Origin of the sequence: Sphingobacterium yanglingense (genome assembly GCF_004363245.1) — a bacterium.
Lineage (GTDB): Bacteria > Bacteroidota > Bacteroidia > Sphingobacteriales > Sphingobacteriaceae > Sphingobacterium > Sphingobacterium yanglingense.
Map to the genome: position 1 here is coordinate 77,093 of NZ_SNYV01000001.1, position 26,955 is coordinate 104,047.

25 protein-coding genes are annotated in these 26,955 nt (G+C 42.3%); 14 read left to right on the forward strand and 11 right to left on the reverse strand.

All coding sequences use genetic code 11. The features are described from left to right. The first annotated feature begins 75 nt into the window (after positions 1 to 75). The 3 genes from CLV99_RS00310 (at position 76) to CLV99_RS00320 (ending at position 3,038) form a co-directional block, all read left to right on the forward strand. Positions 76 to 1,065: an AraC family transcriptional regulator gene (locus CLV99_RS00310; RefSeq protein WP_133582493.1), complete on the forward strand. Its 990-nt coding sequence runs from the start codon at positions 76 to 78 to the stop codon at positions 1,063 to 1,065. Between the two features lie 614 nt (positions 1,066 to 1,679). Continuing rightward, the gene (locus CLV99_RS00315) at positions 1,680 to 2,288 is read left to right on the forward strand and encodes a hypothetical protein (protein ID WP_133582494.1); all 609 of its coding nucleotides are present in this window, start codon (positions 1,680 to 1,682) and stop codon (positions 2,286 to 2,288) included. Positions 2,289 to 2,300: 12 nt separating this feature from the next. Next, positions 2,301 to 3,038, forward strand: a complete 738-nt coding sequence (locus CLV99_RS00320) for a hypothetical protein (RefSeq protein ID WP_133582495.1) — start codon at positions 2,301 to 2,303, stop codon at positions 3,036 to 3,038. Between the two features lie 95 nt (positions 3,039 to 3,133). Here CLV99_RS00320 and CLV99_RS00325 read toward each other — a convergent pair whose 3' ends face one another. Next, a complete protein-coding gene (locus CLV99_RS00325) occupies positions 3,134 to 4,057 on the reverse strand; it encodes an energy transducer TonB (RefSeq protein WP_162849967.1) in 924 nt (307 codons plus the stop codon). Between the two features lie 228 nt (positions 4,058 to 4,285). Here CLV99_RS00325 and CLV99_RS00330 point away from each other — a divergent pair, with 228 nt between their 5' ends. After that, complete coding sequence (locus CLV99_RS00330; RefSeq protein WP_246032666.1) at positions 4,286 to 4,786, forward strand: hypothetical protein; 501 nt, start codon at positions 4,286 to 4,288, stop codon at positions 4,784 to 4,786. 132 nt (positions 4,787 to 4,918) lie between these two features. Beyond that, positions 4,919 to 5,548 carry an outer membrane beta-barrel protein gene (locus CLV99_RS00335; protein ID WP_133582497.1) on the forward strand — a complete coding sequence of 210 codons (630 nt, stop codon included), beginning with the start codon at positions 4,919 to 4,921 and terminating at the stop codon, positions 5,546 to 5,548. A gap of 41 nt (positions 5,549 to 5,589) precedes the next feature. Here CLV99_RS00335 and CLV99_RS00340 read toward each other — a convergent pair whose 3' ends face one another. The 4 genes from CLV99_RS00340 to CLV99_RS00355 form a co-directional block, all read right to left on the reverse strand. Continuing rightward, entirely contained in the window at positions 5,590 to 6,966 is a 1,377-nt protein-coding gene (locus CLV99_RS00340) for a nucleoside permease (RefSeq protein ID WP_133582498.1), read from the reverse strand. A gap of 9 nt (positions 6,967 to 6,975) precedes the next feature. Then, the gene (locus CLV99_RS00345; protein ID WP_133582499.1) at positions 6,976 to 7,605 is read right to left on the reverse strand and encodes a bifunctional nuclease family protein; all 630 of its coding nucleotides are present in this window, start codon (positions 7,603 to 7,605) and stop codon (positions 6,976 to 6,978) included. Between the two features lie 116 nt (positions 7,606 to 7,721). Beyond that, positions 7,722 to 8,696, reverse strand: coding sequence for an electron transfer flavoprotein subunit alpha/FixB family protein (locus tag CLV99_RS00350; RefSeq protein WP_133582500.1), 975 nt, complete (start codon positions 8,694 to 8,696; stop codon positions 7,722 to 7,724). Between the two features lie 35 nt (positions 8,697 to 8,731). After that, positions 8,732 to 9,469, reverse strand: coding sequence for an electron transfer flavoprotein subunit beta/FixA family protein (locus CLV99_RS00355; RefSeq protein WP_133582501.1), 738 nt, complete (start codon positions 9,467 to 9,469; stop codon positions 8,732 to 8,734). Between the two features lie 414 nt (positions 9,470 to 9,883). Here CLV99_RS00355 and CLV99_RS00360 point away from each other — a divergent pair, with 414 nt between their 5' ends. Next, entirely contained in the window at positions 9,884 to 10,216 is a 333-nt protein-coding gene (locus CLV99_RS00360; RefSeq protein WP_133582502.1) for a tetratricopeptide repeat protein, read from the forward strand. A 185-nt stretch (positions 10,217 to 10,401) separates the two neighbouring features. After that, a complete protein-coding gene (locus CLV99_RS00365; protein WP_133582503.1) occupies positions 10,402 to 10,818 on the forward strand; it encodes a copper resistance protein NlpE in 417 nt (138 codons plus the stop codon). Positions 10,819 to 10,852: 34 nt separating this feature from the next. Here CLV99_RS00365 and CLV99_RS00370 read toward each other — a convergent pair whose 3' ends face one another. The 4 genes from CLV99_RS00370 to rsmI form a co-directional block, all read right to left on the reverse strand. After that, the gene (locus CLV99_RS00370; RefSeq protein WP_133582504.1) at positions 10,853 to 11,986 is read right to left on the reverse strand and encodes a cysteine desulfurase family protein; all 1,134 of its coding nucleotides are present in this window, start codon (positions 11,984 to 11,986) and stop codon (positions 10,853 to 10,855) included. Positions 11,987 to 12,061: 75 nt separating this feature from the next. Continuing rightward, positions 12,062 to 13,684 carry an apolipoprotein N-acyltransferase gene (gene lnt, locus CLV99_RS00375; RefSeq protein WP_133582505.1) on the reverse strand — a complete coding sequence of 541 codons (1,623 nt, stop codon included), beginning with the start codon at positions 13,682 to 13,684 and terminating at the stop codon, positions 12,062 to 12,064. 8 nt (positions 13,685 to 13,692) lie between these two features. Continuing rightward, complete coding sequence (locus tag CLV99_RS00380) at positions 13,693 to 14,415, reverse strand: PH domain-containing protein (protein ID WP_133582506.1); 723 nt, start codon at positions 14,413 to 14,415, stop codon at positions 13,693 to 13,695. 111 nt (positions 14,416 to 14,526) lie between these two features. Next, the gene (gene rsmI / locus CLV99_RS00385) at positions 14,527 to 15,192 is read right to left on the reverse strand and encodes a 16S rRNA (cytidine(1402)-2'-O)-methyltransferase (RefSeq protein ID WP_133582507.1); all 666 of its coding nucleotides are present in this window, start codon (positions 15,190 to 15,192) and stop codon (positions 14,527 to 14,529) included. A 90-nt stretch (positions 15,193 to 15,282) separates the two neighbouring features. On the opposite strand from rsmI, the gene serS reads away from it, so the two are divergent. Then, complete coding sequence (serS, locus tag CLV99_RS00390; protein ID WP_133582508.1) at positions 15,283 to 16,554, forward strand: serine--tRNA ligase; 1,272 nt, start codon at positions 15,283 to 15,285, stop codon at positions 16,552 to 16,554. Positions 16,555 to 16,592: 38 nt separating this feature from the next. Here serS and CLV99_RS00395 read toward each other — a convergent pair whose 3' ends face one another. Beyond that, entirely contained in the window at positions 16,593 to 17,978 is a 1,386-nt protein-coding gene (locus tag CLV99_RS00395; RefSeq protein ID WP_133582509.1) for a LutB/LldF family L-lactate oxidation iron-sulfur protein, read from the reverse strand. A gap of 121 nt (positions 17,979 to 18,099) precedes the next feature. Then, the gene (gene aspS / locus CLV99_RS00400) at positions 18,100 to 19,854 is read right to left on the reverse strand and encodes an aspartate--tRNA ligase (protein ID WP_133582510.1); all 1,755 of its coding nucleotides are present in this window, start codon (positions 19,852 to 19,854) and stop codon (positions 18,100 to 18,102) included. Positions 19,855 to 20,267: 413 nt separating this feature from the next. Between aspS and mraZ the strand changes: the two genes are divergently transcribed. The 6 genes from mraZ to mraY are packed head-to-tail and all read left to right on the forward strand — an operon-like array spanning position 20,268 to position 26,955. Then, positions 20,268 to 20,738, forward strand: coding sequence for a division/cell wall cluster transcriptional repressor MraZ (gene mraZ / locus CLV99_RS00405; protein ID WP_133582511.1), 471 nt, complete (start codon positions 20,268 to 20,270; stop codon positions 20,736 to 20,738). Then, positions 20,731 to 21,645 carry a 16S rRNA (cytosine(1402)-N(4))-methyltransferase RsmH gene (gene rsmH / locus CLV99_RS00410; protein ID WP_133582512.1) on the forward strand — a complete coding sequence of 305 codons (915 nt, stop codon included), beginning with the start codon at positions 20,731 to 20,733 and terminating at the stop codon, positions 21,643 to 21,645. Before mraZ ends, rsmH begins: the two co-directional genes overlap by 8 nt. A gap of 53 nt (positions 21,646 to 21,698) precedes the next feature. Further along, the gene (locus CLV99_RS00415; RefSeq protein ID WP_133582513.1) at positions 21,699 to 22,109 is read left to right on the forward strand and encodes an FtsL-like putative cell division protein; all 411 of its coding nucleotides are present in this window, start codon (positions 21,699 to 21,701) and stop codon (positions 22,107 to 22,109) included. Between the two features lie 17 nt (positions 22,110 to 22,126). Further along, a complete protein-coding gene (locus CLV99_RS00420; protein ID WP_133582514.1) occupies positions 22,127 to 24,244 on the forward strand; it encodes a penicillin-binding protein in 2,118 nt (705 codons plus the stop codon). A gap of 2 nt (positions 24,245 to 24,246) precedes the next feature. Then, on the forward strand, positions 24,247 to 25,701 hold the full coding sequence (locus CLV99_RS00425) for a UDP-N-acetylmuramoyl-L-alanyl-D-glutamate--2,6-diaminopimelate ligase (RefSeq protein WP_133582515.1): 1,455 nt from the start codon (positions 24,247 to 24,249) through the stop codon (positions 25,699 to 25,701). Between the two features lie 9 nt (positions 25,702 to 25,710). Beyond that, positions 25,711 to 26,955: a phospho-N-acetylmuramoyl-pentapeptide-transferase gene (gene mraY / locus CLV99_RS00430; RefSeq protein WP_133582516.1), complete on the forward strand. Its 1,245-nt coding sequence runs from the start codon at positions 25,711 to 25,713 to the stop codon at positions 26,953 to 26,955.

Consider the following 26,955-nt stretch of genomic DNA (forward strand, 5'->3'; position numbering starts at 1 on the left):
CTAATGGGATGTGTATTTTCTATTTAGCTCCTTTATTCCTATCTTAGGTCTATATCAATTATGACTTAAGATACTATGTCACATAGAGAACTCTCCCATTTATGGAAAGAGGCGGTGGTGTCTAGGCGTAGCCCACGAGATGTAGCGAAGACGATGCACCTTTCTATATTTTCACAAGGGATGCTATCCAACCCTGCTGAAGGAATACATTTGATTCAATCCCGGATGGATGATATCGTCATCTTGGAAGTCAAAGGTCAGTCAGCAGGCTTACATGCTGTTGATTTGCCATCTGTCGGCAATGAGGTGCTGTGGCTCTCTATACAGCTGCAGGGCAAGACGGTATTTCCGAATGGAGCGAATAACTACGCAGACTGTTTAATGTCGTTTACTGCACAATCAGAGCGCTATACGCTGACCTTAGCCGCCGAACGGCAATGGGCACTCTTTTTGGGGCTTACAGGGAATTCGAGATTGCAGCTTTTGGCCGAATTGCCCGCTCTGAGACAGGCTTATGATGAGCAACAGCATAATACATTACGGTCTATATCTATTTCTTATCTCGAACGGCAGATTATTGAGGGGCTGTGTAAAAAAGCATTAGGGCCATTCAACGCGCTGTACCAGACCGGTGTCGCTATAGGGCGACTTTTTAGTAATTATACGATTCAGCTGACGCAACCTAGGATTCTTTCCAAAGAAGAGACCCTGATACAAATTTATCATAGGGCGTTGGCTTATGTTCAGGAACACTATTTAATATATGATTTGACGAGTGAAAAGATTGCCGATGTACTTGGCTGCTCGGTACGGAATCTAACAAGAGCATTTGAGGGAAGGTCTTTAGGAGTGAAAGCAACCATAATTACGGTAAGACTATATAAAGCGAGAGAACTGTTAAAGAGCCAGTCCGATCTTTCTATCGCGGATATAGCTGCAAAGCTTCATTTTCCAGATGCTAAGCACTTTGCAGTACAGTATAAAAAGTGTTTTTGCCGAACCCCTAGGGAGGAGCGTAAGACGGGGACAGTATTGATAAAGGATAGGTTAAGAAAGGAGAGATAGCGGAAAGTATAGACACGCTAGGCCTTGGCGGTGCGGGCTTAGTGTATGAGGGTAGCGCGTTAATGTACGTAGGCTCCACGCTATCTTGCTGAAGCTGTATGCTATTGCAGGCTATCAAAGAGCTAACGAGTAGGGGAGACGAATTTGTACGTCAAGGCTGTACGCTATCGAGGCAGGGAGATGCGCTAGTGATTTGCTTGGACGACTTAGGTTACGGATGGTATTCCCTAGCGTATGGACTCTGTAGGTATGCTTGTATAGCTTTCAAGATAGGGGGTGGAGGAGAGACGATAGCGCGAGCTGTTTCGAAGCTGATTTGTAGCCTCGACGCGTTAGCGATTGGATGCTGCACGCTAGCGTGTCGAGACTACGATGTAGCTCGAAGTATCTTGGGATTTGAAGTTTTTTTAACTATAAAATGTGTGTTTTTGATAGTAATATCACGGTTTTTTGACGTTTTAATTAGTTTTATTGTCAACAAAAAGGTTTGTAAAACGGCAAAAAGTTTTTTAGGCACCCCTTGAATTTGGCCGAAAAACAAACCTTTTCGGTCATTTTGTACCACATCTTTGTAATGAGTTTATTAATTATTATTTATTTAAAATTTAACAAAAATGATTAAACCAAATTTCAGAAGCAAAGATGCAACCGAGTTGTTGAACTATGCTGAACACATCTTAAAAAAGATGACCGAAAATGCAACCATGTTTGCAGATCCCGAGCCGGCTTTGGCCACTCTAGAGACAAGTCTGTCCGCTTATCGCGCGGCCTATGCAGAGGCAACACACAGGGATATGCGAGCTGTGGTCCTCAAAGGACAGAAAGGAAAGGATTTACATCAGGTGATTTACCGATTGTCCCACTATGTCGATGCGCAGGCACAGGGTGATCCGAATATCATTCTCGCAGCAGGATATCGACCATCAAAATCGACGCAGAACCGGATCGGGCGCACACCGAAGGCCACAGGTCTAGTGGTTAAAAACATGGAAGTGGGAAGCGGTATTCTACGGATAAAGGTCCATCACTGGAAGCATGCAAGACTGTATCAGTATGAACACCGTAAGAAGGGGACGGAGGAATGGACAGGGATATTGAATAGTAGTTCGACGCTAGAACTCAGCGGGCTGGAGCGATTGCAGGAGTATGAGTTCCGAGTTTCTTATCTAGGTCGGGATACAGTGACCAATTTTAGTGATATCGTTACGGCATTGGTCGTTTAAAGTTTAAAACCAGTGGCAGGTACATTACAGAATAGTAGCGTGCCTGCCCTATTAATCAATAAGGAAATGATAAAGGAAATTATCACAGAACATGCACTTCGAAGGATCATTTTACTGGTGGATGAAGATAAGGTAGCTCCTGAGTTTGAAAAAAATGCAATAGAAGTATATTATGAAATGCATGACCGCGTGCTGCAGTGGGAGGAGCGGTTGCGTATTGCTAGGGAAAAAATACCGGGTCTTGGTTTTAAGCTTGAACGTGTCGAAGAGGTGTATGAGGATGCTCGACGAAAATTGGAGCATCTGTTGGTGATGGTACCAGAGAATCCGGAGCGCCCACGGATTAGGATGCAGCTTAGGACGTTTACGCAGGATCTGGATAGGTTATTGTGCGAGTATGTCCCTGAGCTGATCAACCAAGCAGGAGAGTTTTACGAATATGAGGACTATAGTCTTGAGGAAGATATCTGGATGACCGAAATTGCTTTTAAAGAGTTTCGTACTATTTTTGATGATTACGAGAACTGCGCTGTCGATATGGTGTCCTTTGATCGGGATCTGGATGATTTCAAAGGTGTACTGGGACACATCCGGAAGCGGGAAGGTAAGTACTATGATATGATGTACGAATACATCGATACCTATACAGACCTAAATGAAAAAATAGACAGTCTATATGATCGGGTAGACGAATTTGATGATACGATACTGGAGTTTATAAAGCCGGTCACACCTAAAGGAGCAGAATAGCACGTTGATTTATTATGGTCTGCTATTAAGTTTAGAAATATAAGATGTATCCTGTATTTCTAAGCTTTTATTTTTTTGATAGGGTCGTAGCTCAATTAGCTAAGGTTTAGCTGAATGGGGACGGAGTAAGCGACACGAACAGGAATGCCTCGCCTGTAGCCAGGGGTAAAATCTTTTGCTCTCTTTAGTACGTCGATTGCTCGCTGCCCTGTGCCGTATCCTAAGTCATTGATGATTTTGTAACTAGAGGTTTTTCCTGTTTTTTCAACAACAAAGCTGATGAGGATTTGTCCGGATATGTTGGCTTTGATAGCTTCAGTCGGATATCTATAGTTGTTGCCTATAAACATTCTTAGTTGCTGAATGCCTCCCGGATATTCGGGTTCAACGTCTTTTTGGGTGTAGTTGTATTCTTGGCCGGTACTATCTGTGGTAATTCCCTTTGTTAATACCCCTTTTTCGTACCATTCTTCAAACTGATATTTCCCCTTTGTCATTTTACCTTTCCAGTGGCCTGCGCGTAGGCCATCAACATAGTTACCCTGTTCGAAATCCTGATCATCTGAAAAAAATGTTGCGGTACCATTTCCATTTTTGACCTGTACATTGTTAAGAGAGTCTGCATAATAAACTAAACGGCTGGCTAATTCATAGTCAGCTATTAAAGCTGGGCTGCTCTGATTTTTTACATAAAATCGAGTTTCCTTTAATACACCGTTGCGGTAATATCTTTTTGCGGTATCTGCTATTTTGTCGTTGCTATATTGATAGATGGACTGGAGCACTTCATTATCGTAAAAGCTCTTGACAGGTCCCTCAAAACGCAATCGTTTAGGGTCAGGAGTCTTAACCCAGGCATGGCGCTTCAGGTTGCCATTTGGGTAGTATTCGTTAAGCTCGTAAAGACCAGCATCATTTGCCTGTAGCTGCAATATGCTAGTATATGCTGCAGAGTCTTTGAGGGGAGTGAAACTGCCATCTTTTTTTATATAGGTGACAAGGGTTTCCTGAGCTTGCAACAGGTTTGTTAAGCTTATGAAAAATAGTACTATTAGAGATTTGTGGATATAGAGAAGTGTGTGTGTCATTATTTCTGCTTGCTTAACGATTTTTATATACGCTATCTACAAACATAAGTAAAATAAAATTTATCCAACTTTGACTAAATAGCAGGATATGTGTGCTAATTGCGTTTCTCTGACACAGGTTGTATTTTAAATATGTACTTTTGTGCATATTTTTTAGTTATGAGCGATAAGGCAAGAAAAATTTTTCTAGGAATCTGTATCATTGTTCCATTTGTGGTCTATTGTGGTATTTATTATTCATCCATGATAAAAAATGCTCCTTACCGGTTTTCGGATTTCGAATCCATTGAGATTACATATGGTACACCTGGAGAAATGTTGAACACATACAATTCTAAGACAAGGATTTATCACTACCTGACAAAGGACAATGAAGTATTGACGGATACATTGAAAATGCGGGATAATGATTTGTTGTACTTACACCGCAAAGCGATGGAGTTGGGATTTTGGAATGTTGATGACAACATGACTACACCGCGAAAAGACTCTACTGAAGGAAAGCAGGTGCCACGCTATATCTTAAAATATACGTATAAAGAGAAATCTAAGGAAGTAACACTGGATGCCGATTATTCAGGCACGCAAAAAATGAAAGACGCTGCCAAATCGACTATTGATGCGGTATTAACGATGATCGCTGAGGTCAAGGCGAGATAAATAAAAATATTTTTAAGTTATTAAAGGCAAGGTAGTTATATCTTGCCTTTTTTAGTTAAGAATAGTTAAAGTATTTTTTATGAAAATTAATTTGAATATTATTGCTGTCAATAAACTTTAAAAATTAAAACTATGAGAAGAACTCTACTAACTATTGCCGTGACAGCCGGCTTAACATCTATGCTTCAGGCCCAGGAATTTGGGTTAAACAAAGGCGATATACTACTGGAAGGACAGATCAATATCCACAGTAGTAAAGATAAAAATGCTGATTTGAAAAATAGTCATTTCGGTTTTTCGCCTAAGGTAGGCTATTTTTTAAGTGATAAATTTGCGATTGGAGTTGATTTAGGAATTCTAAAAATCAATAAGGAAGAGCTGGGGGCAAATAATAATATATTTAAGAGTAAATACAATGAATATAAGGTAGGAGCTTTTGGAAGATATTATTTCCTGAACATAGGCGAGCGCTTTAAAGCTTATTCGGAGTTGAATGCGGCCTATCTTAATGGAAAGATTACGATGGCAGCTGGTTATGATGATGTCAAATCAAATCATTTTGCTGCGAAAGCAGGTATAGGTGCTAATTTCTTTTTAACAAAGAATGTAGCGCTTGGGTATTCTTTTGGAGATGTCATAGGATTTAATACGACCAAAATCGGTGAGGATGGTACCAAGTCTAGGAATAATTTTTACATGAATGTGAACTCATTTAATAACTTTTTTGAAACAGGACAATTTTCACTGACATTTAAACTATAAAAAATAAAAGGCTCTTCAATTTCTGAAGAGCCTTTTTTATGTTAGTGACCTGTATTCTCCAGGTCCTTTGGGTCGTGTTTATGTTTGAATAGGATGGAAAAAGCAATTACGATGACCAAGGTGTATATTGCAAAAGCCAACCATATATGGTGCCAGTCTTTTAGATAAATAGCAGAATCGAATGTGCCATTCGTGATTTGTACTCCTTTATCCGCTATAAAATCCAATAGTTTTGGATTATCCGCACTGGTCTCAAGACGTGCCGCAAGACCATCTAAGGTGTCAAAGGGCTTTGTGTAGTATTTATCAATCATCCAACCGGATACCTGAGAACCTAAGATCGCACCTATCCCGTTGGTCATCATCATAAAGAGTCCCTGTGCCGAAGAACGTATTTTTGAATCGGTCGAGGTTTCAACAAACAGTGATCCAGATATGTTGAAAAAGTCGAAAGCCATTCCGTATACGATACAGGATAGGATGATCATCCATAGTCCAGAAGATGGATCGCCGTATGCGAAAAGACCAAAACGTAGCACCCAGGCAATCATCGCAAAGAGCATGACATTACGAATACCAAAGCGCTTTAGGAAAAAAGGAATTGCTAAGATGAATAAGGTCTCCGATATCTGTGATATGGACATGATTATGGTCGAGCGCTCTACTACCAAAGATTCTGCGTATTTGGGATAAAAGGCAAACTCACTTAGGAAGACGTCTCCATAGGCATTGGTCAGCTGCAGAGCTGCTCCCAAGAACATGGAGAATATAAAGAAAAGAGCCATTTTATAGTTCCCGAACAATTTGAAGGCCTCTAATCCCAAGAGCTCTGATAGTTTAGCATTCTCTTTTGTAAGGTGCTGTGGTGGACATTTTGGGATCATAAAGATGGCATATATTCCTAGAAATATAGAACCTCCGGCAGCGATATAAAACTGATATTCGGTTGCTTTATTGCCCGTAAGATTGGTCAGCCACATGGCAGCGATAAAACCTACGGTTCCCCATACCCGGATCAAAGGAAAGGCTTTGATGAGGTCATAGTTTCCTTTGGTCAAGGAGCTGTAGGCAATTGAATTGGACAGTGCGAGGGTCGGCATGTAACAACACATGGCCAGCAACATTACGGTAAAGAAGCTATCTGGGTTTGTGGTCTGCGCGAGGTAAATCAGACAGATGGCGTAAAGTAAATGAAGACCAATATAGAGGCGCTCTGCATTGACCCATCTGTCAGCGATTATTCCCATCAATGTCGGCATGAATAGGGAGGCAATCCCCATGGTTGAAAAAATGGCGCCAAACTGCGTGCCGTCCCATTGTTTGGTGCCAAACCAATAATTGGCAATGGTAATCAACCATGCTCCCCACACGAAAAATTGCAGGAAGTTCATGACAGTCAGTCTTAATTTTATAGACATATAGGTGTGTTATGATTTTCTTCGTTCGATCTCATCGCGGATACGGGCTGCCGCCTCATATTGTTCGTTCGCGATAGCTTTTTGCAAGGTATTCTCCAACTGTTCATCGCTGAGAGAAGCATAGGGAGATACTGCTTTTGGAGGTTGTTCGTCCTTTTGTTCGGGAGCCGCATTTTCTGTTTCGGCAGTAGACGCTGCCGATATATTTTCTAAAAATGCAAAGTCATTGTTCTCGATTACAATACCTGCGGAAGACATGATAAAGTCGTAGGTGTATATAGGGCAGCCGAAACGTACTGCTAGGGCTACGGCATCGGAAGTCCTGGCGTCGATTTCTACCGATTTTCCGGCATTCTTGCAGACGATTTTTGCAAAAAAGATACCATCGACAAGATTGTAGATCAGTACTTCTTCAAGTTCAATATTAAAGACGTCCGCAAAAGACTTGAAAAGATCATGAGTGAGTGGCCTACTAGGCGTCATCTTCTCAATCTCCACAGCGATGGCCTGAGCTTCGAAGCCTCCGATAATGATGGGTAGGCGTCTGTTCCCATTAACTTCACCCAATACCAACGCATAAGCACCAGACTGGGTCTGACTATATGATAAGCCGACAATATCTAACTTTAATTTCTTCATCCTAATACACTCCGTGATATGGATTAGGCGATCCCTTTTCCAATGATACAAACTTAGATAAAATGCGGGAAATTAACAATGGCACCCTAAGTGCGGTGCCATTGCTTGGTTATTTTTTAGTTTCCTTTATGCTTTTTTAAAGCTTCAATGAGTTTGGGAACTACTACAAAGGCGTCACCCACGATACCATAGTCCGCTACTTTGAAGAAAGGAGCTTCAGGATCTTTGTTGATTACAACGATTGTCTTGGAAGAAGATACCCCAGCCAAATGTTGAATTGCCCCGGAAATACCAATGGCAATATATAGGTTGGGGCTCACTACGATTCCTGTTTGACCCACGTGTTCGGAATGAGGTCTCCAGCCTGCATCAGACACGGGTTTTGAACAGGCTGTCGCCGCACCAAGAACCTTTGCCAGTTCTTCGATCATACCCCAGTTCTCGGGACCTTTTAGGCCTCTACCTGCAGACACGACAATTTCCGCTTCAGGGAGTGATATCGTATCGGTAGCGCGTACAATCTCCTGTACAGTAGTACTGAAATCAGTAGACGGAATATCTGGAGTGTAGGCTTCTACTGTGGCAGAACCGCCTGTTTCTTTGGATGGGAACGCATTTGGGTTGATCGTCAATACCTTTACAGCGGATTGAATGGATACCGTTGCGATTGCTTTGTTTGAAAAAGCGGAAGTCTGTACTTCAAATGTATCGCCATTGATTTGAGGTAAGGCAGAGGCTCCAGAGACAATACCTGCACTAAGCTTGGTTGCCACGCGTGGAGCGAGTCCTTTACCGCTAAATGTATTCGATAAGACAACCACTGATGCGTTTTCTTTTTGAGCGGCTGTCGCTAAAATGGAAGCATAAGCCTGGTTGACAAAAGAGCTCAGATTGTCGGTAGAGACGTTGAGTACTCTAGCGGCTCCATAGCCTCCTAATTTCTGTAATTCATCCTCTTTTACAGTCCCTATAGAAATAGCGATAACCTCGGTCTGAAGTTGGTCGGCTACGGCTTTGCCATATGATATTGCTTCAAAAGCCGATTTTTTGAATTGGCCTTCTGTATTCTCTATATATACTAATACTGACATAAAAATTCTTGTTTATAGTTTGAACATAACCTTTGTTAGATTACTTTCGCTTCATTATGTAATAGGCTGACCAACTCGTCTACCTGATCCTCATTGACTAATGTCACACTACCTCGTGCCGGAGGTGTGGCATAAGACTTGACTTTGGTGAGTGGTTCAACAGCCGTAGCTGCTATAACTTCTAATGGCTTGCTACGTGCCCCCATGATACCACGCATATTCGGGATTTTTGGTTCTGCAACTCCTTCGGCAGTACCGATTACTATAGGAAGGGAAGCGGTAAGGACTTCTTTGCCACCTTCAATCTCGCGTTCGACACTAGCTTGACCATTGGCAACCTGTATGCCTTTGGCAATGGATACAGACGGTATATGTAATAACTCGCCTACCATTGCAGCAATCTGTGCGCTATTGTAGTCTATGGATTCACGACCAGTTAGGATTAAATCAAAATTATTATTCTTGGCATACGCTGCAATTTGGTTTGCCACAAACCAGGCGTCAGATGCCGCTGCGTCGACACGGACGGCATTGTCTGCACCTATTGCAAGGGCTTTACGGATGGTAGGTTCAGTACTTGCATCGCCCACGGTAATCGTTGTAACCGAACCGCTAGCTGCAGCAGCGAGGTCAACAGCTTTGGAAAGGGCAATCTCGTCATAAGGATTGATGATGTACTGAACGCCAGTCGTGTTGAATGTGGTGTTCTCGTTGGTAAATGTTATTTTCGATGTAGTGTCCGGGACATTACTTATACATACTAATATCTTCATATACTAATCTTTTGGTTTTACATAAATAAATTTATTCGCATGCTATATTAAAAAATGCATGGGATAAGAACGGATTTGAGTGACGCTTTGCTTTGTGTCAGTCACTCTACAGTAAATCTACTGATTAACACTTAAGTTTACTTATCAAATATAGTCAATTTTATGTAAAATCCTATGCGGGCATAATATTAAGATATGCATTGAGAATAGGCTTCTCGTCATTTCGACCCTGTGGAGAAATCTATAGACAAAAAGGGTTAAATTTATAGCTATCCATAGATTTCTCCACTACGGTCGAAATGACGTGTTGTGGTAAATAGGATTTCCGTTATATTTTACGATGTTAAAAAAGTTGTATTTTGTTTTGTAGAGTGCTTTAGTTTTCTTTGCAGGGATTATTAAATTTGAACAACAATGGATAGGATTGAGCAGCTTAAAGATTTTATAAAGGAAACACCACAGGATCCTTTCTTGCACTATGCGCTCACGATGGAATACGTGAAACTTGGTGATATTCAAAAGAGTAGAGAGGGATTTGAGAATATGGTTTCGACATATCCTGATTATGTAGGGACATATTATCATTATGCGAAGTTTCTGGAGAAACAAAATGAGAAAGAGTCTGCCGAAAAAATATATGAAGCGGGTATATTAGTTGCAAGTCGAATGCGGAATAGACATGCGATGGGCGAACTGCAGTCGGCGTTGAATCTTCTTCGTGGAATCGATGAAGATGACGATTATTAATCCCCGTTTTCTATACCCGATATTTTCTGTTGGAAAAGATATTCCCATTTAAATTTTAGATTAAAAGTGACTTGTTTGGTCTGTGGGACGGATTGATGTCCCAACCAATGGTTGTAGTCTATCTTATTTGACCCAAAAGTATTTTTTTGGTACTGTTTTTGAAAGCTTTGGACAAAGGAGTACAAATGCGGTTTTTTAACTATATATCAATAGCTTTAATAGTAACTGCTCTTTTTGTTGGTTGTATAAACAATAAAAAGAGGACTACAGCAAAAGACAAGCTGGAGAACATAGAGCTATTGGCCGCAAATATTGTCGGGGTATATGGAGGGAACCTCCCTTGTGTAGACTGTGATGCGATAAGTACGATGTTGGAGCTGCATCGGGACCATTCCTATACGTTGGTGTATACCTATGATGGTAAATCGAATGATCAATTTGTGAAAGAAGGGAAGTGGGAAATAGATAAAAATAGATTGATTTTGGATGGTGTCGATTATAAGTATAAAATCGAAAGTGAGTTGCTGGTGCAGTTGGATCTCTCTGGTAATGAGATAACCGGAGAACTAGCGGAAAGTTACCAATTAGCAAAGAAGAAATAATAAAAAAGGAATCTATTTTAGATTCCTTTTTTTATTATCCATGTTCACAGATTTCTTTCAATTTACCGACGACATAGTCTATTTCTGCCTTGGTATTCCATTTGCTAAAAGAAAAACGTACAGAAGGACGTTCGCTATCGGCTTTAATTCCCGTAAGGACATGCGAACCTATATCTGATCCGGAGCTACAAGCACTACCGCCTGATGCTGATATGCCCATGATATCGAGGTTAAATAATAGGACATCTGCCATCTCTGTGCACGGTAGCGATACATTCAATACGGTATATAGGGATTGTTTAGGATCTATACAACCATTGAATCGAATGTCGGGAATAGCTTTCGTTAATTCGTCTATCATGTAGCTCTTTAGCTCCTGTATATAGGCATGGTGCTCTTCCATATTGCTGTAGGCAATTTCCAGTGCCTTAGCAATACCCGCAATACCATATATGTTTTCGGTGCCACCACGCATATTTCGTTCTTGGGCTCCCCCGTAGATTAATGGTTTTATTTTATTCTTACCATTGATATATAAGAAACCAACTCCTTTAGGACCGTGAAATTTGTGGCCAGCTCCAGTGATGAAGTCAATTTTTAGTTCTGACAAATTGTGGGGATAATGTCCCATCGTCTGTACGGTGTCTGAATGTAACAGCGCATCATAGCGTTGGCAAATCTCGGACACTTTATGTAAATCAGTAAGATTACCAATCTCATTGTTGGCCTGCATGATCGAAACGAAGCTACGGGGATTTTTTTCTAATAATTCCTCGAGGTGCTGTAGATCAATGTGTCCTTCGCTATCTACACGTAGAAAATCCAGGTGTATTTTACCTGTTTTCTCTAGCTCTTCTAGCGTATGGAGCACCGCATGATGTTCTATAGGAGACGTGATGGCGTGCGTGATTCCAAAATCTTCTATGGATCGGACAATGGCCATATTGTCTGCTTCAGTTCCTCCTGATGTGAAGAAAATCTCCGACGGAGAAGCATGTAGTAAATTTGCAATAGTTTTGCGGGCCTTTTCTACAATAGTCTTTACCTGACGACCGTGCGTGTGTATAGAAGAAGGGTTCCCAAAGTCATTTTGCATGGTAGCTACCATTACCTCAATGACTGCTGGGTCAATGGCTGTAGTAGCTGCGTTGTCTAGATATACTTGCATAGTTACAAAATTAACTATTGTGAGTGTATTTATTTATATTTTTTTCTGAAAGAGTATGTTCGTGACGTACTGTAATCAGGAAAGCTTCTTGCGCGTAGACGCTGGAATTGCTATTAATACGACACTAACTAGACAGCCCAATAATCCTAAATAAGCAATCAGATCACCGTATTTTGTATAGATGGTCAGCTCTTCGTTCAGATTGATTTCTTGTGTGAGTGCCGCAGGAACCCACCATTGGGTATGCTGTACAATGTCTCCACGTTGATTGATGAATCCCGATATCCCGGTATTGGCGGAGCGTGCGACCCAACGTCTATTTTCAATAGCTCTTAGCTTGGCATAGGCGAGATGCTGGTCTTTGCCCGAAGTGTTTTTCCACCAACCATCATTGGTGACGATGGCGATAAATTGTGCTCCTTTTTTAGTGTATTCGGCTACATATTCGCCCCAGATGGATTCGTAACAAATCACAGGAGCAGCGCCTATACCACTTTGGCTGTAAAATACAGAGGGTTCTTTATCAAAGCCGTAGCCCCCTGTGGTACCGCCAAAATGTTCGAAAAGTGGCTTCATAAACGAAAGAGCCTGACCAAAAGGCATTTGCTCTACACCGGGTACTAATTTGGACTTATGGTAAAATTGGACTTTGCTAGAGCCATCGATCAATACTGCGGCATTGAAGCTATCCAGATATTTGTTGCCAAAGGGACGTGCAGTTAATGTTTTCTGATCCGGGTAGATGAGGTAGCTCTCAATACCCGACAGAATATTACCATTATGGTATTTCTCTAAAAAGGAGACGCTTTTTTCGTAAGCAGGGTACTCCCTGAAATCTTCTTCATTGATACCGTTGCGGTCCGAAATAGCGGTCTCGGGCCATAGGAAGAACTCCGTATTGGGTTTGGCGACACTTGCCGAAAGTTCAAACAATTTATCTAATTGCTGTTCAGGTGTGATGGAACCAAATTTCTGATACGGGTCTATATTAGGCTGTACAACGACGACTTCCGAAGGATTGATGTGTTCTTCGTAGGTAAAGTATTGGAACAATGAAATCCCTATTGGTAATAATACGATAGCTAGGACACCGATAATTAGCTTCTTTTGAGAAAATGCAGCGACCTTTTCTTTGTATTGCCAATAATATAGGAATGCAAAAATATTCGTTAACCAAATCCATAGCGTACCGCCATAGACACCGGTAATACTGTACCACTGTACCAATTGATGTACATTGGAGAGACCATTCCCTAGATTCATCCATGGAAAAGCCAGGCCCCAACTTTGATGCAGGTACTCGTAGCCCATCCATAAGGATACAAGCCCTACAAAACTCACGGCGATATGTCGGCGCTTGCGCAACTGATAGTATAATCTAAAGACTAAGGCCATCAATAGGGGGGCAAGTGCAAAGGGAATCAATGCAATGCCTAAAGATACCACCGCAGGAAGAAAGGCATTCATCGCATTAAATACCCAATAAATCGATGCGGTATTCCAGACAAGGCCTGTCAAAAAACTGACTTGAAATATTTTCGTTCCTTTTTTGTGGTAGTTGCCACGAATGATATTCTCGACTGCAACCAATAGGGGAACGAATGCTACCAATAGCAGGAGTCCGGTATAAGGGACTGGTGGCCATGCAAGCCAAAGCATAAAGGCACTGAGTAGTGCCAGTAAATAGTTTTGTTTCACGTGCTATACTATAACTGAGAGAGAATTTCCGCTTTCTTACTTTCGTACTCCGCTTGGGAGATCAATTGTTTGTCAAAGAGTCCTTTCAGTTTCTTCAGTTTTAATGTTAACTCATCCTCTTCTACCTCGACTTTTGCTGGCGACGGTTCTGTTCTCTCGAATACAGGAGTAGGTTCTGCTTTTGTTTCTTCAGGGACAACTACTGGGCGCTCGACGATCGGCTGTGCTACAGGTGCCGGTGTTTCAAAAACAGGTGTGATAGGCGCAGGGATTTCTCGCTTAGGCTCCTCGTATAGGTCGCGGATAGGAACTATAGGTTTGACTGCAGGCTCCTCATTTTCAATTTTGACATTTTCTAATGCTTCCTTGATCAACTGGTACAGTTTGCGTGCCTGTGTTTTTGGGATGTAATCTATGCTCAGGTTCTCTCCTGTAAATGGAATAACAGTGACCTTGGATCCAAATATCTCTTCTTTGAAAGCGATATCTTTGATGTCTTTCCACGAGAAAATTTCGAAGTTTGTAGCTAAGCCCAATTTCGTAAATTCACATAGGAAAATCCGTTTGTTGCTGATGGCTATACTATCGGGTAATAAGGTTACAGCAGGTTTTTTTTGTAAAGCGATGTAACTAAGGGCCTCCCCATGGGTCAGCATATCGACAATCTTGCTGTGTATTTTCTCTACAACTTTAAGGTCTTGCCCGTCTTGTATATACTTATCTAAACTCATTTTTTTATCGAATGATCGTGATCAATATGTAAACTAATCTATTAGTAAACTTAACTAAAATGCGTTGTATTCACTAATGTGTAATAAAACTTTTATCCTGCCGAACGTGCGCTATTCTAATCCGGCTACGCAAAACACAAATTCTCCCTTGATCGGGTTATTTTCGAAGTAGGTTTTTAGCTCAGCTAATGTGCCGCGTTGTGTCTCCTCGTATAGCTTGCTGAGTTCACGGGATATCGATGCTTGTCTTTCTTCTCCAAAGTAAGTCATAAACTCTTCGATGGTTTTGAGTAAGCGATGTGGTGATTCATAAAAAATCATTGTTCTTTTTTCTTCAGCAAGTTGTTTCATGCGTGTCTGTCTACCCTTTTTGACAGGAAGAAAGCCTTCAAAGCAGAACTTGTCATTAGGAAGCCCTGAATTGACCAGTGCGGGTACAAAGGCCGTTGCTCCTGGTAGGCATTGTACTGTGATGCCTTCTTTGATGGCTTCACGGACCAGTAAAAAACCAGGGTCAGAGATAGCCGGAGTTCCTGCATCTGAAATCAATGCGATCTGTTGTCCTTCTTTTAAAAAACGAATAATCTCGGCAACAGCTTTGTGCTCATTGTGTTGATGGTGCGCAAAGACTTTCTTTTCTATGCCAAAGTGCTTTAGTAGGGGGGCACTTGTGCGTGTGTCTTCAGCAAGAATAAGGTCGGACTCCTTTAGAATACGTATCGCTCTAAAGGTCATATCCTCTAAGTTGCCGATGGGGGTAGGGACTAAGTATAGCATAGTCAAAGGTAAAGATTTTAAGGAAAAGGCTCAAAAAGTAATTTTTTGACGGAGAGACTTCTTATCTTTGCCTCATAAAACTCAAAATATATGTTGCAGTTAAATTATATCCGCGAAAACAGGGATACGGTCATCGAAAGATTGGCTGTGAAAAACTTTAAAGATGTAGCTTTGGTTGATGAGATCATTAGCTTGGATGAACAACGCCGTCAGATTCAAAGTGAATCCGATGCGATCGCTGCAGAAGCAAATTCATCCGCTAAGCAAATTGGTGATTTGATGCGTCAGGGAAAGAAAGAAGAAGCTGAATCGGTTAAAGCAAAATCCTCGGGATATAAAGAACAGATCAAAGAGTTTACAGAACGCTTGTCTCAAGTGGAGCAGGAGCTTAACAGCAAGATCGTACAGCTGCCTAATCTTCCGCACAGTTCGGTGCCGGTGGGGATAACTCCTGAAGAGAATGAGGTGGTGCTGACGCATGGTGATATTCCTGATTTGGGTGAGACCAAGCTGCCACACTGGGAGTTGTTGACCAAGTATGATATCGTCGATTTAGAGCTCGGTGTAAAAGTGACAGGAGCAGGATTTCCTGTGTATAAAGGTAAGGGAGCGCGTTTGCAACGTGCGTTGATCAATTACTTTTTGGATCAGGCAGGTGCGGCGGGATATACGGAGGTAGAAGTGCCAGTTTTAGTAAATGAGGCATCTGCTTTCGCAACAGGACAATTGCCGGATAAAGAGGGACAGATGTATCACGTGACAAACGATGATTTTTATTTGATTCCTACAGCAGAGGTGCCGGTAACGAATCTGTACCGCGATGTAATCGTAAAGGAAGAGCAGTTCCCGATCAGACACTGTGCTTATACACCTTGTTTCCGTAGAGAAGCGGGTTCTTACGGAGCGCATGTGCGTGGCTTGAACCGTTTGCACCAATTTGATAAAGTTGAAGCTGTTCAGATTGTGCATCCAGATAAATCGTATGAGGTCATCGAGGAAATGAGTAATTATATCCAAGGGTTATTGCAGAAGTTGGAATTGCCTTACCGCGTGCTTCGTCTTTGCGGTGGAGATATGAGCTTTACAGCAGCGCTTACCTATGATATGGAGGTTTATAGTGCAGCGCAGGAGCGTTGGTTGGAGGTGTCTTCGGTTTCTAACTTTGAAACCTATCAGTCCAATCGATTGAAAGTGCGTTTTAAAAATGAAGACGGCAAAATGCAACTGGCGCATACGTTGAATGGTTCAGCATTGGCGCTGCCGCGTATCGTAGCCTCTATTTTAGAAAATAATCAAACCGATAAGGGGATTAAAATTCCTGCAGTGTTAGTACCTTACACCGGATTTGAATACATAGATTAAAAGCATTCATAAAAAAAGCGAGCCTAGGCTCGCTTTTTTTATGAATGCTTTTCTTTATCTTTCCATTGCTGTGCAAATGATTTCTTAGGAAAATCCGGTAACGCACGTTTGTCGCCCCAAGCTTTCTTGAAGAAATTGCGCATGAAGAAGTTTTTGAATTTCCCTCCAAAAAAATCAAGCAGGCGACGCTTTTGAATCATATAGGCAAAGCCTTTCCACATACGTTTTTCGTTTGCAGTAGTAAGATTTTCTTGGACGGCATCTCTTCTGTTGTGCAAGAGCATATTGTGTATGTCGATGCCTACAGGGCATACTTCGGTACACTTGCCACATAGACTGGAGGCATAAGAAAGGTGTTTGAATTCTTTCATGCCATTCAGGTGTGGTGATATTAATGAGCCAATAGGACCTTGGTAGGTCGTTTCGTAGCTATGTCCTCCTATATTTTGATATACAGGACAGACATTCAGGCAGGAGCCACAGCGTATGCAGTATAGTCCTTGACGTTGTTCTTTCTTTTCTAAAAGGTCAGTACGACCATTGTCCAGAAGGATTACATACATCTCATCGGGGCCATCTGTGTCGGTATCCATTCTTGGACCGCTCAGGATGCTGTTGTATACGGTGAGATTTTGGCCTGTTCCATGTGAAGCAAGTAAAGGCCAGAATAAATCGAGATCCGAAATGCTGGGGATTACCTTCTCTATGCCGACAACGGCAATATGTATCTTCGGAAATGTGGTGGTGAGACGGGCATTGCCTTCATTCTCCGTAATAGCAATGCTACCTGTATCAGAGATAAGGAAATTGGCTCCGGTAATTCCGATATCTGCGCTCGTATAGTGTGACCGTAGTAGCTCGCGTGCCTTCATGGTCAATTGCTCGGCAGTTGCGTCTAGCGGGGTGTCAAATTTTTCGTGAAATAACTTTGCGATGTCCTCCAAGCTTAGGTGCATGGCGGGAGTCACAAAATGATACGGTTTTTGATCGAGCAATTGGATGATATACTCACCCAAATCGCTTTCTATAGTCTCTACGCCTCTCTCTTGGAGAAAGTGGTTGAGTTCAATCTCCTCGGTAGCCATGGATTTGGATTTGATTACGGATTTAGCGTTGTGCTTCTCCATTATTTTCCAAATTTCCTGACGCGCTTCCTCGGCATCGTTGGCCCAGATGACCTTGCCCCCGTTGTGCGTAAAATTGGCTTCGAAATCCAAGAGGTACTTATCAAGGTTTTCCATTACGCGCCATTTTATCAGATTTGCTTTAGTTCTGGAATTATTTAAATCCATAAACTTACTTTTTCCTTTCTCAAAAGCCACCTCGTATTTGTCAATGTTGTTATTGATAATTTCGCGGTGACGGAGGTCAAAGGATTTTGTCGTGCTGTCTTTTAAAAATTTCTCTGCAACGTTTTGAGCCATGTGGTAAAACTACTCTTTTTTTTCTGAAAGTGTATATTTTAATTGACACGATAATGCGCTTTCGTGCCCGTTTTGATGGGTATTAATAAAAACTCCCGCTGTATTGCAGCGGGAGTTTTTATTATGCTTTAATATTTAAGGCAAGACTCAATTCTTCGAGCTGGGCCTGGTCTATCTGGGCTGGAGCATCAATCATGACATCTCGACCCGAGTTGTTTTTAGGGAAAGCAATAAAGTCGCGGATGGTTTCCTGTCCACCCAATATAGCTGTAAGACGATCCAATCCAAAAGCTAAACCACCGTGTGGAGGAGCTCCGTATTGAAATGCATTCATCAAGAAGCCAAATTGTTCTTGTGCTTGTTCGGCTGTAAAACCAAGGTGTTTGAACATCAAGGCTTGCGTTTCTTTGTCGTGGATACGGATAGACCCACCGCCGATTTCGTTACCATTCAATACTAAGTCGTAAGCATTAGCTCTGACTTTACCCGGGTCGGTATCGAGCAGGTGCATGTCCTCTTTTTTAGGAGAGGTGAATGGGTGGTGCATCGCGTGAAAGCGACTGCTGTCTTCGTCCCATTCCAATAACGGGAAGTCGACTACCCATAGTGGGGCAAATTCATCAGGCTTACGTAGTCCCATACGGTTACCCAGTTCCATACGCAATGCGCTCAGTTGAGCACGTGTTTTATTTGCAGGTCCGGACAATACCAAAATAAGATCTCCGGCTTTTGCACCGGTAGCTTCGGCCCATTTTTTCAAGTCCTCTTGGTCATAAAATTTATCTACTGAAGATTTGAACGAGCCATCAGTTTCGCATTTGACATAAACCATGCCCAACGCACCTACCTGAGGACGTTTTACCCAGTCGATTAGACCGTCGATTTCTTTACGTGTGTAGGTGGCAGCTCCAGGTGCAGCGATACCGACAACAAGTTCTGCGTTATTAAATACCGCAAACTCTTTGTGCTGTGCTACAGCGTTCAATTCGCCAAACTCCATTCCGAAACGGATGTCCGGTTTGTCGTTGCCGTATTTGCGCATCGCCTCGTCAAAAGTCATACGTGGGAAAGCGTCGATATCAATATTGTGAATTGATTTTAATAAATGTCTAGTCAGTCCTTCAAATACATTCAGGATATCTTCTTGTTCAATGAAAGACATTTCGCAGTCAATCTGCGTGAATTCCGGTTGGCGGTCTGCACGAAGGTCTTCATCCCTAAAGCATTTTACAATCTGGAAATATTTGTCCATACCACCGACCATCAATAGTTGTTTGAAGGTTTGTGGAGATTGTGGTAGTGCATAGAATTGTCCAGGGTTCATGCGTGAAGGAACCACGAAGTCGCGAGCACCTTCAGGTGTAGACTTAATAAGGTATGGAGTTTCGATCTCGCAGAAGTCAAGGTTGGATAAGTAATTTCTGACCGATTGGGTTACCTTGTGTCTAAATAATAAACTATTCTTGACCGGATTGCGACGAATATCAAGATAACGGTATTTCATACGGATATCTTCACCACCGTCTGTTTCATCTTCAATAGTGAAAGGGGGAAGCTGTGCCTCATTTAAAATTGTCAGTTCAGTGACTAGTACTTCAATTTCTCCTGTTGCGAGATTCGCGTTTTTGGATTCACGCTCGATAACCGTTCCTTTTACTTGAATAACATATTCGCGGCTTAACGACTTTGCCAACTTCATTACTTCAGTAGAGGTGCGTACTTCATCAAAAATAAGCTGTGTGATTCCGTATCTGTCCCGAAGGTCTACCCAGATCATAAAACCTTTATCCCGGCTCTTTTGAACCCAACCCGAAAGCGTAATTTCTTTGTTGACATCGGCTACACGTAGCTCGCCACAATTATGACTTCTATACATTATATAAGGTAAAAACTTAAAAACTAAAATTATGCCAAGGGTAGCATCTCGCATTGCCAATGGCTAATGTGCAAAATTATTGGATTTGAAGGAGAATAACGAATGATGGACAATTAATAATTTCAAGTTTTAGGACCTACCACTTTGCCCCACAGTTTTAAAAAAAGTGTGTTTTTTTTAAGGTTTCTGCGTATTGGTGTTACTTGTTGTGTTGCTGGTGCTTATGAAATATGGATTTTTAGATTTTATTGATAATCAGTAATTAGGTGCTTTTTTTGTGGCTCAGCGTACTTTTTTTAGGTGCTTTGTAGATTAAATTCTATGTGGAAAACTTTTTTGTGGGGGATTGTGGGGGATTGTGGGGGAAAGTGTATACTTTTACATTTGAAATATAATTTAGCATAATTAGCTCAATGATTCAGCTCATCGGAGAATTCGAATGTAAGTTGGACGCCAAAGGTAGATTGGTGGTTCCCGCTGCGCTCAAACGGCAATTGCCGGATGTGGAGCAGGAGGGGCTTATTGTGAATAGAGGTTTCGATAAGAATCTTGTTATTTATACGCGAGAGGAATGGGATAAACAAGCTGCTAAAATTTCAAAGTTGAATACGTTTAATGCGAAGAACAGGGAGTTTGTCCGTCAGTTTATGCGAGGGGCGACTATTTTGTCTTTGGATTCGGCTGGGCGTGTGTTGTTGCCAAAAGTGCTTTTGGATTACGCGAATATTGAGGGAGATGTGGTGTTGGCTTGTCAGTTTGACAAAGTGGAGGTTTGGCCGAAAGCGGTTTACGATGAGAAAATGGATTTGGGAGATGGGGAGGATTTCTCTGCGTTGGCGGAGGAAGTAATGGGAAGTTTAGATTTTGGAGGTTTAGATGGCTAGCGAAGAGGTGTATCATGTTCCGGTTATGCTCCACGAGTGTATGGAAGGGTTGGCTATTAAGCCGGATGGAGTGTATGTGGATGTGACTTTTGGAGGAGGCGGGCATTCTAAGGAGATTCTGAAGCATCTAGGTCCAAATGGTCGTTTGATTGCTTTTGATCAGGATCCGGATGCATTGCGTAATAAAATTGATGACGAACGTTTTGTGTTGGTTCATCAAAATTTTAGGTTTTTGAAAAATTCGCTCCGTTTAGAGGGGATTCGGCAGGTGGACGGTATATTGGCGGATTTGGGTGTTTCGTCGCATCAATTTGATGATGCCGAACGTGGCTTTTCAATTCGTTTTGATGCTGATCTGGATATGCGGATGGATCAGGTGTCGGATCTGGATGCGCGCAAGGTGCTGAATACCTATCCAGAGGAAGAGCTGCACCGGATTTTTGGAATGTATGGGGAGGTGCAGAATGCAAAGTCTCTGGCAAAAACGATTGTGACGGCGCGCTTGACAAAGTCTATTGAGACTGTTGCTGAGCTTAAAGAGGTTATAAAGAAGATGGTTCCTCGTGGAAAGGAACATAAATATCATGCGCAGGTTTTTCAGGCTTTGCGTATCGAGGTGAATAAAGAGCTGGAGGCATTGCAGGAGTTTTTGTTGCATACCATTTCAGTGCTGAAGCCTGAGGGTAGATTGGTTGTAATGTCTTATCATTCATTGGAAGATAGGCTGGTCAAGAATTTTATGCTGAAAGGTAAGTTTAAGGGTGAGGTGGAGAAAGATTTTTTTGGAAATGAAATTAAGCCGTTTAAGATTGTGACGCGTAAGGCGATTACAGCATCTGAAACGGAACTTGCTGAAAATAATAGATCGAGAAGCGCGAAGTTGAGGGTTGCTGAGAAGCTTACCTAGGTGAGAGGTAATAATGGTGTTTGACAGAAGTCGGACGTATTAAATAAACAGGGATGTCTAGAAAAAACACGATACGTAATAAGGAGTTGAGTGAAGATGTTCAAGAAGAAATGTCTGATGCGGTAGAGGAAAAAGTAGAGGAGACACAGGATTTTATCCGGACAATTTTCTCTCCTGGTAGAATTTCTACCTACTTGGTTACAAAGAATCTGCCCTTTGTTGCTTTCTTGGTTCTGTTGACATTAATATATATATCAAATCGGCATCTGGCCGAGCGCACGGTGCGACAGATTGATCGGTTGGGTAAGGAAGTGAAGGAGTTGAGTTGGGATTATAAGTCCCTGTCTGCCGAGTTGATGAAACTGACGACGCAGACGGAGATTGCAAAGAGGGCGGATACCTTAGGCTTGAAAGAGCGTACGGAACCACCTATAAAACTTGAGGTTTTAAAAGAAGAAAGATAGAATAACGCTTAGGTAGCATGAATATTAGAAAGTCCATATTGGTAAGAGTGTACCTGGCTTTCGGGCTTATGGTCTTTGGGGCCTTGGCTGTGTTTGCCAAGATGCTTCACTTGCAATATGTGGATGGAAAGGAATGGAAGGCGATTGCGGACAGTTTGACTATTCAAGAGCGTGTTGTAGAGGCGGCAAGGGGAAATATTTTTTCTAACGACGGTAGTCTTTTGGCTACTTCAGTACCTGAGTATGAAATCCGGTTTGATGCGATGGCTATTCCGGTCGAGCATAACGATGTGTTTAATTTGAAGGTGGACTCTCTGGCTATAAAGCTGGCAGGGTTCTTTAAAGATAAGTCATCGCGGCAATATTTGAATATGCTGAAAGAAGCGCGTAGTAAGAAACAGCGCTACGTCTTGATCAAGCGAGGGGTTTCGCATCAGGATTTGAAGGTTTTAAAGACTTTTCCGTTGATGCGAACCTTTAGGGAAGGTAAGTCTCGGTTTTCGAGTAGTATGGTTTCGGTAAGGCAAAATAAACGCATCTTACCATTTACTAATTTGGCTGCGCGGACTATCGGTTATAAAAATGATGAATATCGCGTAGGACTGGAAGGTGCTTATGGTGATTATATTGAAGGAAAGAGTGGAGCGCAAATGATGCAACGTATTGCAGGAGGGGTGTGGGTTCCTTTGAATCGTGAAGTAGAGGTCGCTCCTGTGGATGGTTCAGATATCATTGCGACTATTGATGTCAATATGCAGGATATGGCGCAACGCGCTCTGGGCAAACAGATGAAAACGTCGAATGCTGATGAGGGCTGTGTTATCCTAATGGAGGTGGCTACAGGAGAGGTGCGGGCGATTGCTAATTTCACAAAGGATACGGATGGCGAGTACCGAGAAAAGTTTAATTATGCAATAGCACAATCTGCAGATCCGGGATCGACATTTAAATTGGCTTCTTACTTGGTGGCCTTGGATGACGGTTTGATTGATACAAACACTATGGTCGATGTGGGGAATGGTACCTATAAAGTGCCTTCGCATACGATTCGTGACTCGCATGCTCCAAAGAAATCGATGATGACGGCCAAAGAAGGTTTCGAGGCATCGTCCAATGTGGCAATAACGAAGTTGATCAACCTGAAGTACGGAGATAATCCCTCCAAGTTTACTTCAAAACTGCATAGTTGGGGATTGAATGAGCCTTTGCACCTGCAGATTCCAGGAGAAGGAAAGCCAGTGGTAAAGACGCCGAAAAATAGAAGTTGGAGTAAGTTGTCCTTGATACAGATGGCTTATGGATATGAGTTGTTGCTTACGCCATTGCAGACGTTGGTGTTGTATAATGGTGTTGCTAATGATGGTAAGATGGTAGCGCCTTTGTTTGTGAAAGAGATAAGACATTTGGGGAATACAGTGGAGAAGTTTGAAGCACGTGTTATAAATAAGCAGATGGCTTCTAAAAGTGCGATAACAAAAATGCAGCGTATGTTGGAAGGGGTGATGACGGAGGGGACGGGTAAGAAACTGACGAGTCCACTGTATACTTCGGCCGGAAAAACGGGAACGGCACAAATGGCAGATAATGCACGAGGCTATGGACAGAGAAGGTATCAGTCTTCTTTCGCAGGGTATTTCCCAGCTGAAAATCCGAAGTACTCAATGATTGTGGTGATTCGTAATCCACGTAATGGCTACTATGGAGGTTCGGTCGCAGGGCCTGTATTTAAAGAGTTGGCTGATATGGTATACGCAAATGATTTATCGTTGCATGGTTCATTTGCGAAACGTAATGTGAATGTTGCAGGTGTAAAGACGCCGCTTACATTAGCAGGTTCAAAGGAAGCTTCGACAAAAGTGTACGAAGCTTTGGGCTTTACGTCTTATAACTGGAATTCAATAGCACAAGGTGCAGCGACCGATACTTCCAAAAAAGGGGTTCCTTTTATTGAAGTATCGGTGCGTGAAGGGGTAGTGCCAAATGTAGTTGGCATGGGACTGATTGATGCACTATATACGATGGAGAATGCGGGCTTCAAAAGCCAGGTCGGTGGAAAAGGGAAAGTGATTTCCCAATCGCTGGTGCCGGGTGAAAAATTGAAAATAGGGACTAATGTTGCACTTCAATTGAATTAGATATGATATTAAAAGAATTATTGCATGCGGTGCCTGTTATACAGGTTGAAGGTTCGCTCGAAGTGGAGATTGCTTCGGTGTGCTTTGATTCTCGAGAAGTGAAAGATGGGGCGCTCTTTGTAGCGGTTCGTGGTGTGCATACAGATGGACATCTCTTCGTAGATAAAGTGGGAGCTGCAGGGGCTGCTGCTATTGTCGTCGAAGAGTTGCCTGCCGAAATGTTGGAGGGGGTAACCTACCTATTAGTCAATGATAGTGCTTATGTACTGGGGCTGGTTGCTGGGAATTTTTATGGCAACCCATCCAAGGATTTGAAGTTGGTAGGAGTGACGGGTACAAATGGGAAAACTACGGTAGCTACCTTGTTATTTAATTTATTTGATCATTTGGGGTACCAGGTGGGGCTATTGTCTACTGTTGAAAATAGAATCGGTGACCGTATTATTCCGGCTACACATACGACACCGGATCCAGTGGCGCTGAATCAGTTGCTACGGGAAATGGTGGAAGAGGGCTGTGATTACTGCTTTATGGAAGTGAGCTCGCATGCTGTGGTACAACAACGTATAGCAGGTCTGCGGTTTGCTGGTGGGATATTTACAAATATCACGCATGATCACCTGGATTTCCATAAAACGTTTAGCAACTATATAAAAGCGAAGAAGTGCTTTTTCGACGAGTTGGATCGCTATGCTTTTGCATTGACCAATATCGATGATAAAAATGGAGCAGTGATGTTGCAAAATACTTTTGGACACCGCAAGACTTATGGCCTACAGAGTATGGCAGACTTTAAGGCCAAGGTAATAGAAAGTCATTTTGATGGTATGCTGCTGCAAATTGATGGGCAAGAGGTCTGGGTCAAATTGGTGGGCGGATTTAATGCTTATAATATTTTGGCGGTATATGGTGCTGCGATTCTGTTGGAGCAAGAGACTTTAAAAGTGCTGACTGCGTTGAGCGAGATTACAGGTGCTGAAGGACGATTTGAGACGGTGCGTTCGGCTAAGGGGATTGTTGGTGTGGTCGATTATGCCCATACACCAGATGCAGTGGAGAATGTGTTGGAGACAATTCAGCAACTGCGCACCGGAACACAGCAGATTATTACGGTATTGGGTTGTGGTGGGGACCGTGATCGGACAAAACGCCCTGAAATGGCTAAAGTAGCTTTGAAGTATAGTGATAAGGTTATCATTACTTCGGATAATCCGCGTACGGAGGATCCGCTTGCTATTATCAAGGAAATGGAAGCGGGTATACCTGCTGATAAAAAGAAAAATACATTTAGTATCTCGGACCGGAGAGAGGCTATCCGCGCAGCCTGCCACTTGGCATCGCCAGGGGATATCGTGCTGATTGCCGGAAAGGGACACGAGAAATATCAAGAGATCAATGGTGTGCGTCATCATTTTGATGATCGTGAAGAATTGGAAAATACATTTAACGAACAATAATAAGAGCCGATGTTGTATTACTTATTTAATTGGTTACAAGAGCACTTGCATATTCCTGGGGCGGGGTTGTTTCAGTACATCTCGTTTAGGACGGCAATGGCGGTTATTGTCTCTTTGATTATTACCACCGTCTTTGGTAGCCGTTTAATCCGGTTACTGCACAAAAAGCAAGTTGGCGAGACTATTCGTGACCTAGGGCTAGAAGGGGAGAAAAAGAAACAAGGTACACCAACTATGGGAGGATTGATTATCATAGCAGGTATTCTTATCCCGACATTGTTGTTTGCTAAGCTGGATAATATCTATGTTATCATTATGATCATTACGACCCTTTGGATGGGTGCTATTGGTTTTTTGGATGATTATATCAAGGTATTCCGGAAGAACAAAGAAGGATTGGCTGGTCGATTCAAGGTTATTGGTCAAGTGGGCTTAGGTACACTGATAGCTATAACAATGTACTTTCATCCGGATATCGTCGTGCGGGAGCAGGTGACAAACCCGAGTTCATCACGACCTGTTGAGGTGATTATTAATCCACAGACTGGCGAAAAGACATATGCGGAAAATGTGAAGTCAACAAAGACGAACATTCCATTTTATAAAAATAATGAGTTTGACTATTCCAAGGTATTGGATGTTGTTGGTTTAGAAGGTAAGTGGCCTACTTTTTTCCTATTCCTATTTGTTGTCGTATTTATCGTGACAGCAGTATCGAATGGAGCGAATATAACGGATGGTATAGATGGATTGGCAACGGGGACGTCGGCGATTATAGGGATTACCCTCGCAATACTAGCGTATGTGTCGGGTAATATTATCTTCTCGGATTATCTGAATATCATGTACATCCCGAATTCGGGTGAGCTGGTGATTTTCGCTGGAGCATTTATCGGTGCATGTACGGGTTTTTTGTGGTACAATGCTTACCCTGCACAGGTATTTATGGGAGATACGGGATCGTTGATGATTGGAGGTAATATCGCGGCATTTGCTATCCTGATCCGCAAGGAACTGTTGATTCCGGTGTTGTGTGGTGTGTTCCTGATTGAGTTGGTCTCGGTTATTACACAGGTATCCTACTTTAAGTATACAAAGAAGAAGTTTGGTGAAGGGCGACGGATTTTCTTAATGTCTCCGCTGCATCATCATTACCAAAAGAAAGGATATCACGAAGCCAAGATTGTAACCCGATTTGTAATTGTGGGTGTTATCCTGGCGATTTTAACCATAGTAACGTTGAAAGTTAGATAA